This window comes from Cohnella sp. (assembly GCF_041640265.1).
Taxonomy (GTDB): domain Bacteria; phylum Bacillota; class Bacilli; order Paenibacillales; family Paenibacillaceae; genus Cohnella.
The window spans coordinates 1-9,858 of record NZ_JBEQAP010000091.1; the positions used below are offsets into that span (position 1 = coordinate 1).

Consider the following 9,858-nt stretch of genomic DNA (forward strand, 5'->3'; position numbering starts at 1 on the left):
CCATGGTGCGCTTCAAGAACTAAAGAGCAATGGCTGGATTGGGATCATCACCGGAATTTTCGAAGTGACCAGTGCCGGAATATCCGCAGCGATTATTTTTTCGTTTCTCGCTGCATTGTTCGTAAAGCCCAAAGGATAATACGGGGCCCATTGGAAGAGTCAGGAAAATGGAAATGACAAACTAGACCCAGTCAAAAAATCCAGCGCTTAACTCCAGATTTTAACTGGGAATTCCGCAGAAGGACTTATGCAAAGGAGGCGTTATCTCTCCGTCTGCTTCTTGAACTTGTTCACAAGCTTCGGGTTAATCGTAAACACTATGACTTTGCGCGCCTGCAGCGCCGGATTCTCGTGCAGGTACATGGCGAGATGCCAGCTGTAGACCGGGGTAACTTCAATGCGTACGAATATATGTCAGGCAAGGGAGCCAGTCATAGGTTTTCTTGAAGAATTCAATGAACTTGTGCAACGAATATTTCCGAATGCACGTTAAGGGGTCGGTTAGTGCGCTCCCTAACCGACTGGTTTTGATTATGAGAAGTTTACTTGTTCCAATCCTTACGGAATGTCCCATCAATAATTTCAAAGCTTACGAGCAAACCCGGCATAAACCGATTGTTATGGAGCTGTAGTTGTTTTTTTGTTTGTTCATACGTCGACCCAGCTATAAAATATTTCTGACGGTGAACTTTTTGCCATATGGCGAGCCTAACTGCATCATTCCATATACTGTCAGACGCTATTTATTTCGGTTCCTATATTCTCCATCGCTTCTTTGGTTCTCTCCATCAAACTCGGCTCGGTTGGAACTTTTTTACTTGCCTTGCCATCCAATACTATTGGAGATTTATTACTTGCCGTTTTGATTCGGTGTTTAAATTGTGATTTAAGTTCGCTTTTTTCCATATTTTCTCCTTTCCATTTGCCATTTTCAGAATATGTAACTGATATTATTCCGATATTCATATCCTTTATACATCATCGGAGTCAGTAGACGGTCGGCGCTTCGGTTGGTGAACCATCGATCTTACCCTTTTGGTCCAAAGCATATCAAGGAAATGGCCGAACTGTGGAATGTAAGCGAAGAAGATCTTCCGATCGGATCAGAAACTTCTCGTAGGTGATGCCGGACATATCGGCTGGCCTGCCTTTGGACACCCTCTTCCATTCCTCAAAACACTCCTCTGGTATACGGTAAGAAATCAAGATACCAAAATCGGATTTTACGCCTACCGAAGGATCAACTTTGGGACATCATCGGATTCGTGTAAATGTTCAAAAAGACGCCGATTCTCCCTGCTCCATCAACTCAGTAATTTCCTCAATGCCTTGGAGAAGTACAATGAGTTGTGTTGGCTGGTCAATAAAGAACTGATTGGCCGGTTGGTACTGGCATTGGCATACACGAACCAAAACTGGAAGATCCCCATACCTGCAAAGTATTACTCCAAACGGTTATGCAGAGATACTTCCCGACGACGCGGACAGACTAGGGCTACTCGATAGCCCGCAATTAAAGTAATAAATCGCATGGCGAAAAGTACTTCGGTTTCGGGGTCTTCTTCGCATTTCTTCCTCCTGCATATAGAGCGATGTGATGAATTGGCAGCATTCCGAATCAAAATCTGGGACCGTTATATAACCCTTTGTTCCCAATATGGAACCCGGATGCCCCTGTCCTTCGATCAGTTCTGGTACGACTTTCTGGCCAGACACATGATATCCGACGACGGCGTAGAGAAAGTGTATGAGGACTTCTGCAACGCCTGGGAGAATCAATGTTTGAGGAACATTCATGATTGCTGCCAGGTTGGAAAAAATCCCAAAATCCGTTGAATGCAACCGGTTAGATTAGAATGGAATTTTCATTGTACGTTAAAGAAAGTGAAGAGATCATCAAACTGTAGTAGTTTATTGCGCTTAATACATATAAGACGCTGACCGGATTAGGCCTGCGTCTTATATGTTTAAAAAGTATTGTAAATATTTTCGCATTCTACACCTGTCGGTTCGTAAAAGCAGTGGCTTTTGTATCTTCCGACAAAAGGCTGATTGTACCATGTCGAAGGGCAATTTGCGGGGGGTTTGAAATACCACAAAGCGAATTTAGCAGGCCATGGTCGCTCACCGTTAATTGACTTTCGTGCAAGGCGTCTATCTTTGTCCCTTGCCTTTTGATAAAAGTAACCGTGTATGGTTGCTTCAAACGCATGCGGCTGAAATACCATTTGCGGAATCGTACGAATGCCTTTAAAATCGGAGCAGTTTGCCCGAATCCGATTAATTCCTACAGCCCCGACGAGCAGCATTCCTTGTTCGCCTTCCCCTTCCGCTTCGGCTCGAAGCAATCTTGCCAACAGATCTATATCACTTGCCCTGGCTTTGACAACGGCCATTGTATCACCTCATTTTAGTATTCAATATATTCCCATTGTTCTATTTAGTGCTTGCTTAATATTCACACCGCTATCCGACGCACAATCTCGCAAGTTTCACCTTACGGATTGTTAATTGCCTGAATTAACTACTCTTTTTTTGGATAACTTAAAACCGCCTACATGTAACTGCGCCAGCACATGATAAATAACATCTGAAGGTGAGTTGTGAGTATTCATTTAGCCATTGCGTTATGGACGGTATTCGCGGCGTGGCGGTGGGGTCGGTGGATACAGTTTTCCCAGTGCTATCCAACGATGGTATACCTAGCTTGTTTTCAATTGCTTTACGAATTCTTCTCGCATGAAAAATTTTATTTGTGGCGTTTGGAACCCGATCCAGTGTTCAACTATACCAGCGTTGTTATGCTTCACACCTTTTGCATATATCCTTTAACTGCTTTTCTCTACCTCACCCGTTTTCCGGAAGTCGAATGGAAGGCTGTGGTTCACATTGCAAAGTGGGTGCTGATTTATATCGGTGTTGAATGGGTCGGATATCGCCTCGGTTATATTACCTACTCCCGCGGCTGGAATTGCTGGTGGTCGCTTTTTTTTGACGTACACATGTTTCTCATGCTTCGTTTTCATCATACAAAGCCGGTTTGGAGCATCCCGGTGACGGTATTGTCGATCTTCTTTTACTTGATCATGTTCGGTTATCTGTAAAGGAATCCAAGCCCCGTGACGGGCATTTTTACCGTGGACGCATATAATGGCGTAACCGAATAAGAGGAGTGATGAGTCGTGGTCGATGCCTCGCAATCCATATCAAAGGTATTACCCCCCTTTTCCATTTGGGGAGTTTATGCATCCGTCGCCGGCAGGCCGGTTGTATGGGGCAAGCTTGTGATGCGCGTTTTGCCGGACCAACGAGTTCAAGGCACTATCCAATTTCGCGGAACGCCGATTCCGATTGAAGGAAGCTGGAATGAAAGCGCGCAGCAGATCGTGTTTCATTCCCCCTACGCTGCCTATTCCGGTCATTTAACCATCTATGACGATGTCCAGATTCAACTTCGGCATTTGGTCCTCACCGGACGCCTTCGAATGCTCCCCCCCTCTTTACAGGCGGGCGAATATGGAACCTGGGTAGCGACAACTGATATCAACTTGCCGGAGCATAGCGGCTATGTCACATCCCAACCGTCTTCAACTTCGCTGCCGCCGGTCGGCGTATTTGTAACGTCAAATATTCTATATGGAAACTCGCGCAGATGAAGCAGGCACATATCCGTCATCGTCCAAACATCTGGCCTTGGCGGATATAAAATAATCCGTGCAGGATGCTGTATCGCGGGTACATCGTCTTATCAACAGATTGCATAATGGCAGGTCCCCACATAAACGGAAAGGGGTGACATCGGTGGACGAAAACCAGATTCATCATGCGATTGAACAAGCCTATCAATTGATTGTTGAAGCACACCGCAACATGACTGAAATTTGGCGCAATCACGTCCTGTTTACACGCCAATGGTGGTTGGGAGTAGGTTTATCCATATGTCCTTGGCTGATTTGGATCGGAATTCGGGACCAACGAGCAACAGGACAGTTTCTACTATCCGGGTTTACGATAATTATCGTGTCGTCGTGGCTGGATCAGCTTGGGATTGCCATGGGTCTCTGGCATTACCACTGGGAAGTCATCCCGTTCATGCCGGCTAATTTTCCATGGAATTTTTCACTTCTTCCCGTCACAGTGATGTTCTTGAACCAGTACAAGCCGGAAGTAAACCCGCTGATAAAGGCCCTCCTATTTGGGGGTTTTTCCGCTTTTGTGGCCGAGCCGATCTCACAAATGGCAGATTTATATCATCCCATTCACTGGAAGCATATCTATTCATTTCCGATCTATGTCGGGCTGTATTTTATGTCTTCAAGCATTGCCAGAAAAGGCATCGATTGCGGTAAGTCCGGACCTTAAACCGGCAAGAACCAGTCGCCATATGTTACCATTCATACACGTTTGAACGGGTTGACATATTACATACGGATGCTATTGCAGGAGGTGATCGATATGACGGTAGCTTCTCAATTGAAAACAGCTGTAGCTTCGCTGAAAAGCGCGCAGGCCAGCTTTGAACAGTTTGCGTTAAATACACAAAACCAGCAGGCCAAAACCACATTCACAAACGCAGCACAACAGACACAAAACATCATTGACCAGGTCGTTCCGCGGTTGCAACAAATTGAACAAGAAGAACCGCAGTATAAAGGGTTCTAAAAAAAGCCATGCCGGTCTCTCGGCATGGCTCAGATTGCAGACAAACTCCTTTGTTCCGGAACGGAACTCAGGAGTTTGTCTTGTTTTAGGGCTATGAGGTATAAAAATGCAGCGACTCTCCGCTTCGAGCCACCTGACTTCCAGAGCCAGGTGGCTAATTTTTTGAGATTCATGCAAGCATAAACGAGCATCGCCTGCATGGAAACTTTACGAAGTCCTCGTAAGGTTGTCCACCGCATGCCATGCTTTTCTTTCATGTCCGCAAATACGCGCTCAATCGTTTCCTTGCGCTGCGAGTAAATACGTTTGTTCTGTTCTGTGTGGCGGAGGTGATCCGCCTCCTCCAAGTAATCAGCCCAGATGTGGCGACTAACTTGCTTAGTAAAGTCTTTGCTTTCCGTGCACTGGTTTAGGAAGGAACAAGTTCTGCACTTCTCGGGATTGGATTTGTACATTTGGTAACCGTCCCGGTTCGTAAGACCATAAGTCAGGAACTCATTGTTCGGACAGATATAAGCATCGTAGTGCTCGTCGTAGACGTAGTCATACTTCTTGAAGAATCCATCTTTCGTGTGCGGCCGAGTGTAAGGCATTACCGGACGAATCCCGTCGTCGATCAGCAACTTGCTTATATATGGTGTTTTGTAGCCGGCATCGACTGCTACGGCGATTGGCCTTCCGAATGGCTTCTTAACAAGTTCCAGCACTTCCTCGAATACTTGGCTGTCGTGAACGTTACCTGGCGTTACCTTCGCGCCCAGCACAAACCCATTCCGATCGCATGCCGTGTGGAACGTGTAGGCAAAGACACGCTCCTTTTCACCCTTAACAAACAGCCCGCTCTCAGGGTCGGTCGTGCTCACTTTCACTTCTTTCAGAGCGGGCTCAGGCTTTTTTCCAAGCGGCTTCTTTCCATGCTTGATGCGGTCTTCGTTGATTTCTTCCTCGAGCTGCTCCTGGTACTTCTTGCTCTGTTCCTGAACGAGCGTCTTCATGTGCTTATTTTTGTTAGCGTTCGCTTTCACGTGTGTGGCGTCAATGAAGAGGACGTCCGGTTCAACGAATCCATGCTCTACGGCCTCTTCGAGTACGCGAGCAAAGATGGATTCGAAAACGTCCGTATCTCGAAACCGGCGCACGTAGTTCTTCCCGAACGTCGTGAAATGGGGAATGGGTTGCGTGAAGTCGTAGCCAAGGAACCAACGGTAAGCGACATTCGTTTCAATTTCTCGAATCGTCTGCCGCATGGAGCGGATTCCGAAGAGGTATTGAATGAGCACGATTTTGATGAGCACCACAGGGTCGACACTGGGCCGCCCCGTCTCTGCACTATATTTGTCTCGAACCAAGTCGTAGATAAAGCTAAAGTCGATGGCGTTCTCGATTTTTCGAACCAAGTGATTATTCGGTACAAGCTCGTCCAGCGAATGAACTGAAACTTGAAAGCGGCCTTCGTAATTGTTTTTACTCAGCATCTCCCACACCTCAACTCACCATTTTCTATATCTATACGACAAAAAGCCTGTAGAACCTGCTCCTTACGGAACTTTGTCTACAGGCTGAGCCATGCCGGTCTCTCGGCATGGCTGCAACTTTTTTCATCGTTTATATAATTGGAGGCTGATTTTCTTGGCATGGATCGCAGGACTATGGATTGTTAATACAGCATTGTTACTCATTATTGCGGTTCGGGAGGTGCGCCGCCCCGCCAAGGCGCTGACATGGATGACAGTCGGACTGGTATTTCCGATGATCGGTTTCGTTTGTTACCTTTTCGTCACGAATCCGGTGCAAATGCGGCGGGACAAGCTGGTTTCATCGCATCAGAATCCGATCGTTTTGCCTCCGTTGTGCGGCCATTCCGCAGCTGTTATCGCCCGATCTTTACAGCCCTTATCGGTTAGTAGCCTTCGAACAGGTTCTGTCCAAATCCTCACGAACGGGATGGAAACTTACGGCAGACTCCTGCAATCGATTCAATCCGCACAAAAAACGATTGAGCTTGAATATTACATATATCGGAATGACCATATTGGAAATCGGATCACAGACGCACTGATTGACCGTGCTTTATCCGGTGTGAATATTCGTTTTATAAGGGATGGCTTGGGAAGCCGGTCGTTTCCCAAACATGCAATTCGTCGGATGAAGGAGGCGGGCATTGAATGCAGGACTATTTTCCCTTTGCGATTTCCCTGGATTCTATCCAACTTGACTTACCGCGATCATTGCAAAATCGTCATTATTGACGGAAAGGAGACATTTATGGGAGGAATCAACGTGGGGGATGAGTATACCGGAATGAAGCCGAATACCGGATTCTGGCGCGATACCCATATGCGGATAACCGGCGAATCAGCGAATGATGCGAAGGCGGTTTTTGAAGCCCATTGGAAATTGGCGTCACCGGACATACCCCATACGCCAATAACGGCAAGAAACAACCCTGAATCTGTGCAACGTTCGCATCCCAACAACGAATATCCTTTTCCTTTTGGCAAAACAGAGCGATCTGCATTCGGATGGGAGTGGGGATCGGAGCTTGGAACGACGGAAAGCACGCGTATAGCGAAAGCTTCCTCACCCGAAGATACACCTTCTGTGTATATCCAGATGTTTGAAGGCAATCCCTCGCTGCCTACTCCGGTCATTCGGGAAATGCATTTCATTTGTCTAACCCAGGCGACCCGATCCATCGACATCGTCAATCCTTATTTTATTCCCGACGCGGATATCCTGATGGCCATCAAAACAGCCGCGGCGCGTGGGGTTCGAGTGAGATTACTGGTGCCGCAGCGGGTGATTCCTAAAGTTGCAGGCGCTGCCAGCCGTACGTATTACGGCGAACTGGTGGAGGCGGGGGTCCATGTGTTTCAGTATAACAAAGGGGTATTGCACGCGAAAGTCATGATTATCGATGGCGAGATTGCCGAACTCGGTTCTTCCAACTATGATCTCCGGAGCTTTCGTTTAAACTACGAAATCTGCGCAGTGATGTATCACTCCGATGTGGCTCGGGAACTAACGGAACAATTCGAACGGGATCTTGCCGAGGCGACTCCCTATCGTTTGGAAGATCACGTGAATCGACCTTCATCCGAGCGGATGCTTGATCAAGCGGCGCGTTTGTTGTCTCCTTTGTTATAATACACAAGCAATATTGGATTTAGGCATTCGTCTATGGTGCAGGTATCACCCCCGGCATATATATAGTATAGAAAAAGGAGCTGCATCATAGATGATTATAATCAAACCGATTGAAGTGAAAGGGCATCAGGTTATCGGCATTGAGGTCACTCTGCCCAAAACAACACTACTGGCTATCACAACTGAACACGGATATATCATGTGCGGCGCACTGGATATTCGGCTGTTAAATGAAAAATTAAAAGAACGTCGAATTGTCGCAGGACGTGCAGTCGGGGTACGAACGATAGAGCAATTGCTGGACGCCCCTCTTGATATGATTACCCTAGAGGCGGAATTACATGGAATTCATCCCGGAATGAAAGGGTCAGACGCGCTTGTAAAGATGACAGACGCAGTTAATTACCGTTAGTTTTCAGGCCATTTTTTAAGGAAAGTAGGGGATTGTTTGTTAACGGGTATGCATGTTGTTATTCTTGGAGGCGATGCCCGGCATCTTGAAATTATTCGCTCATTTACTGACCTGGATGCCAATGTTGTATTAATCGGTTATGAAGATGTGAAGGAACAACTTCATGAAGTCCGGCACGCAAAGCTTACGAAGGAAGTACTTAGCAAGGCGGATGTATTGATTTTACCGGTTGTTGGTACGGATGACCATGGCAAAATAGAGTCTTCATTTTCGACCGAAACGCTAATGCTGAACAAAGAATATATGTCCTGTTTGCCTAAACATGCAAAAGTTTATTCCGGCATAGCTAAGTCCTACTTGAAGAACCTTTGCTCGGAAGTGGGTATCGATCTGATTGAATTGCTCAATAGGGACGATGTTGCCATATACAATTCAATTCCCACTGCAGAAGGCGCTTTAATGATGGCCATTCAACATACGGATATTACCATACATGGTTCGCGTTGTATGGTTCTGGGATTGGGGAGAGTCGGTCTTACGTTAGCCAGCGTGCTTCACCGTCTGGGAGCACACGTCAAAGCAGGTGTGCAGAAACCGGAGCAGTTTGCACGTGCCTTGGAGATGGGGATTGAGCCGTTTTATACGAAAGATTTGTACGAAGAAGGCGCAAATGCGGATATTATTTTTAACACGGTTGCGGCGCTAATCCTTACATCTCGTGTGCTAACTCGTATACCGCATCACGCAATCATTATTGATTTAGCTTCCAAACCTGGCGGGACAGATTTTCGCTTCGCCGAAAAACGCGGAATCAAGGCCATGTTGGCGCCAAGTTTACCGGGAGCTGTCGCGCCAAGAACAGCTGGACGAATATTGGCGAGTACGTTATGTCAAATGATGCAGGACGAACAACGGAATCGAAATCGGGAGCAAATGGACATACTTGCTTGTCCTTCTGGGGTGTGAGATCGCGAACGTAATTTAGAGAGGCATCTTGTTTATACTTGATCAGAGAGGTCGGTACTTTGCCGGCCTCCGTCTTATTTGCGTAAGAATCGGATAATGAAGCGTGGTAAAGCGGCTCTTTCTTAGATCACAAGTCGGTTTCCATGTAACGGGGGACTCTAAATTAGTGTTGGTCTCGGAATCTTGTTTCAACTGTTAAAAATGCCATATATAATAGAGAACATCCATAGATTTTTAACAGAAGACCGTTAAGGTTGCAAACATAAGCTTATTTCACAGTCGGAGGTTACTTGCAAATGGATATTTCAGATTTACTTTCACATCCTGTCGCTCACCACGCATTTCATTATACACTTGTCGGAAAAGCTTTAGTTCGATTCGGTGGTGAAGTGGCAATGGTCAATCGCTCGCTATGCAACATGCTGGGCTATACAGAACAAGAACTGCTGCGAATGAGAATACTTGACATTATTTATACGGAAGACGTTCCATTATATAACGGGTTCATGAATGACTTGCTAGGCGGCAATTCCGATTATGTCGAAATGGAGAATCGCTATATTTGTCTTGACGGCAGACACAAATGGGGAATGACAACCCTATCGGTCATCGATGTGGAGGGACATCCGGAAAGAGTATTCTTGATCCAGGTTCAGGAGATCACGTATCGC

14 protein-coding genes are annotated in these 9,858 nt (G+C 46.4%); 10 read left to right on the forward strand and 4 right to left on the reverse strand.

What is annotated here, in order from left to right; translation table 11 throughout:
* Both ACESLK_RS29335 and ACESLK_RS29340 read left to right on the forward strand, forming a co-directional pair.
* Positions 1 to 139 (forward strand): SpoVA/SpoVAEb family sporulation membrane protein (locus ACESLK_RS29335; RefSeq protein ID WP_373233402.1); only part of this gene is annotated, 139 nt, incomplete at its 5' end.
* Between the two features lie 316 nt (positions 140 to 455).
* A complete protein-coding gene (locus tag ACESLK_RS29340) occupies positions 456 to 632 on the forward strand; it encodes a hypothetical protein (protein WP_373233390.1) in 177 nt (58 codons plus the stop codon).
* Between the two features lie 100 nt (positions 633 to 732).
* On the opposite strand, the gene ACESLK_RS29345 is transcribed toward ACESLK_RS29340, so the two are convergent.
* The 3 genes from ACESLK_RS29345 to ACESLK_RS29355 form a co-directional block, all read right to left on the reverse strand.
* Positions 733 to 966 carry a hypothetical protein gene (locus ACESLK_RS29345; protein ID WP_143767919.1) on the reverse strand — a complete coding sequence of 78 codons (234 nt, stop codon included), beginning with the start codon at positions 964 to 966 and terminating at the stop codon, positions 733 to 735.
* 489 nt (positions 967 to 1,455) lie between these two features.
* Positions 1,456 to 1,797: a hypothetical protein gene (locus ACESLK_RS29350; RefSeq protein ID WP_373233391.1), complete on the reverse strand. Its 342-nt coding sequence runs from the start codon at positions 1,795 to 1,797 to the stop codon at positions 1,456 to 1,458.
* Between the two features lie 170 nt (positions 1,798 to 1,967).
* The gene (locus ACESLK_RS29355) at positions 1,968 to 2,396 is read right to left on the reverse strand and encodes a cell wall hydrolase (RefSeq protein ID WP_005832064.1); all 429 of its coding nucleotides are present in this window, start codon (positions 2,394 to 2,396) and stop codon (positions 1,968 to 1,970) included.
* A 207-nt stretch (positions 2,397 to 2,603) separates the two neighbouring features.
* Here ACESLK_RS29355 and ACESLK_RS29360 point away from each other — a divergent pair, with 207 nt between their 5' ends.
* The 4 genes from ACESLK_RS29360 to ACESLK_RS29375 all read left to right on the forward strand — a co-directional run bounded on the left by ACESLK_RS29360 (position 2,604) and on the right by ACESLK_RS29375 (position 4,662).
* A complete protein-coding gene (locus tag ACESLK_RS29360; RefSeq protein ID WP_373233393.1) occupies positions 2,604 to 3,104 on the forward strand; it encodes a hypothetical protein in 501 nt (166 codons plus the stop codon).
* Positions 3,105 to 3,182: 78 nt separating this feature from the next.
* On the forward strand, positions 3,183 to 3,656 hold the full coding sequence (locus tag ACESLK_RS29365) for a hypothetical protein (protein WP_373233395.1): 474 nt from the start codon (positions 3,183 to 3,185) through the stop codon (positions 3,654 to 3,656).
* Between the two features lie 145 nt (positions 3,657 to 3,801).
* The gene (locus tag ACESLK_RS29370) at positions 3,802 to 4,362 is read left to right on the forward strand and encodes a CBO0543 family protein (protein WP_005832066.1); all 561 of its coding nucleotides are present in this window, start codon (positions 3,802 to 3,804) and stop codon (positions 4,360 to 4,362) included.
* A 93-nt stretch (positions 4,363 to 4,455) separates the two neighbouring features.
* Positions 4,456 to 4,662: a DUF1657 domain-containing protein gene (locus ACESLK_RS29375; RefSeq protein ID WP_005832067.1), complete on the forward strand. Its 207-nt coding sequence runs from the start codon at positions 4,456 to 4,458 to the stop codon at positions 4,660 to 4,662.
* A gap of 29 nt (positions 4,663 to 4,691) precedes the next feature.
* On the opposite strand, the gene ACESLK_RS29380 is transcribed toward ACESLK_RS29375, so the two are convergent.
* Positions 4,692 to 6,137: an IS1182 family transposase gene (locus ACESLK_RS29380; RefSeq protein WP_373233397.1), complete on the reverse strand. Its 1,446-nt coding sequence runs from the start codon at positions 6,135 to 6,137 to the stop codon at positions 4,692 to 4,694.
* Between the two features lie 154 nt (positions 6,138 to 6,291).
* On the opposite strand from ACESLK_RS29380, the gene ACESLK_RS29385 reads away from it, so the two are divergent.
* The 4 genes from ACESLK_RS29385 to ACESLK_RS29400 form a co-directional block, all read left to right on the forward strand.
* A complete protein-coding gene (locus tag ACESLK_RS29385; RefSeq protein ID WP_373233398.1) occupies positions 6,292 to 7,809 on the forward strand; it encodes a phospholipase D-like domain-containing protein in 1,518 nt (505 codons plus the stop codon).
* 91 nt (positions 7,810 to 7,900) lie between these two features.
* Positions 7,901 to 8,221, forward strand: a complete 321-nt coding sequence (locus tag ACESLK_RS29390; protein ID WP_373233399.1) for a YunC family protein — start codon at positions 7,901 to 7,903, stop codon at positions 8,219 to 8,221.
* Between the two features lie 36 nt (positions 8,222 to 8,257).
* Entirely contained in the window at positions 8,258 to 9,187 is a 930-nt protein-coding gene (dpsA, locus tag ACESLK_RS29395) for a dipicolinate synthase subunit DpsA (RefSeq protein WP_007784329.1), read from the forward strand.
* 296 nt (positions 9,188 to 9,483) lie between these two features.
* A partial coding sequence (locus ACESLK_RS29400; RefSeq protein ID WP_373233401.1) for a PAS domain S-box protein occupies positions 9,484 to 9,858 on the forward strand: 375 nt, incomplete at its 3' end.

Excerpts from the sequence above, each read along its gene's own strand:
- ACESLK_RS29340 (WP_373233390.1), top strand. The coding sequence starts at position 456 with ATGAACTTGTGCAACGAATATTTCCGAATGCACGTTAAGGGGTCGGTT.
- ACESLK_RS29345 (WP_143767919.1), bottom strand. The coding sequence starts at position 966 with ATGAATATCGGAATAATATCAGTTACATATTCTGAAAATGGCAAATGG.
- ACESLK_RS29350 (WP_373233391.1), bottom strand. The coding sequence starts at position 1,797 with ATGAATGTTCCTCAAACATTGATTCTCCCAGGCGTTGCAGAAGTCCTC.
- ACESLK_RS29355 (WP_005832064.1), bottom strand. The coding sequence starts at position 2,396 with ATGGCCGTTGTCAAAGCCAGGGCAAGTGATATAGATCTGTTGGCAAGA.
- ACESLK_RS29375 (WP_005832067.1), top strand. The coding sequence starts at position 4,456 with ATGACGGTAGCTTCTCAATTGAAAACAGCTGTAGCTTCGCTGAAAAGC.
- ACESLK_RS29380 (WP_373233397.1), bottom strand. The coding sequence starts at position 6,137 with ATGCTGAGTAAAAACAATTACGAAGGCCGCTTTCAAGTTTCAGTTCAT.
- ACESLK_RS29390 (WP_373233399.1), top strand. The coding sequence starts at position 7,901 with ATGATTATAATCAAACCGATTGAAGTGAAAGGGCATCAGGTTATCGGC.